The 1,142-nt window shown below is 36.5% G+C and carries 1 protein-coding gene and 1 pseudogene; both read left to right on the top strand.

Annotation, left to right across the window (positions count from 1 at the left end; all coding sequences use genetic code 11):
- The first annotated feature begins 222 nt into the window (after positions 1-222).
- Complete coding sequence (locus HMPREF9141_RS12310; RefSeq protein ID WP_013671904.1) at positions 223-642, top strand: hypothetical protein; 420 nt, start codon at positions 223-225, stop codon at positions 640-642.
- A 145-nt stretch (positions 643-787) separates the two neighbouring features.
- A pseudogene (locus tag HMPREF9141_RS12305) lies at positions 788-1,142 on the top strand (transposase); the annotation flags it as partial.

The following is a 1,142-nucleotide window of genomic DNA, read 5'->3' as shown; positions in this document are numbered from 1 at the left end:
CGAGAAGCTGCAGAAACTCGTACAACAGGAGACACCCTGCTCTATGCCACAAACAGAGCCTTGGCGGCAATCGGGGCTGGACTCAAAATCAGTTTTACCCATGTAGCTTAGTATAAATTAATTCTTACGGCCTACTTAAAAGGAAAAGTTTTACATATTATCTTTTGCATATAAACAATATTTTATATACATTTGCACAATTAATTTAAATAGAATATAAGTATGAAGAAATTATTTTTTTTAGGATTAATAACGTTGTCTTTTGTATCTTGTGCCTCTTCTTTTAATAGTGAAAAGTTTGACACTCTGAAAGAACAGCAGAAGGTGCTCAAGATGACTACAGAGTTAAACAAACTGCAGTTAGATTACGAAAAAGAGAAGGCAAACAATGTCGAACTCAGCAAGAAAGCAGCTGACATCAATGTTGAAGCAAATGTAGCTACAACAGAATTCAACACAACCAACGCATCAAACACTGTTAAGGATGCAAAGACCACTATCAAGCGTCTGAAGGAAGCTAAGTCTATCAACAAGAAGTTGGCTAAAAGTCAAAAGACTTTAAGAAAGATGGAAAAGAAGATTGCTAAGGTTAAGGCAAAGATTGATGACTGTAACAAACGCATCAAGTTTGTTAACAATTAATATTGTTAGAGATATTGCAATAAATAAGCGGGTGTGTCAAAATGTACACATCCTCTTTTTTATGCACAAAGCCCCGACTTTCTCAAGCCAGGGCTTTGCTATTTCCTAAAGTTTTTGTACCTTTAGGCATACAAAAAATCTCATTATGACAAAGGTACACTTTCGTTCTTACATACACAAGGAAATGATTCTTTTTCCTCAAAGAATCGATAGGGATATCGCAGAAGATGACCCTGTCCGTCTTTTAGACGCCTTGGTGGATAATCTTATGTTGGATAATGTCTACAAACTTTATAAGCCCAGTGGTCGCAAGCCTTATCATCCACAAATGATGCTCAAGGTGATTCTTTACGCCTATATGAATAATATCTATTCCTGCCGTCGTATAGAGTCGCTTCTCAAGCGTGACATTCATTTCATCTATCTGGCAGGATATGAGCAGCCTGACTTTTATTACCATCAATCGTTTTCGTAATCGTGTGAAAAAGGAAATCAACAAT

This window comes from Prevotella multiformis DSM 16608 (assembly GCF_000191065.1).
Classification (GTDB): Bacteria; Bacteroidota; Bacteroidia; order Bacteroidales; family Bacteroidaceae; genus Prevotella; species Prevotella multiformis.
Note: the sequence above shows the minus strand (reverse complement) of the source record. Positions and strands in the feature narration are given on the sequence as shown.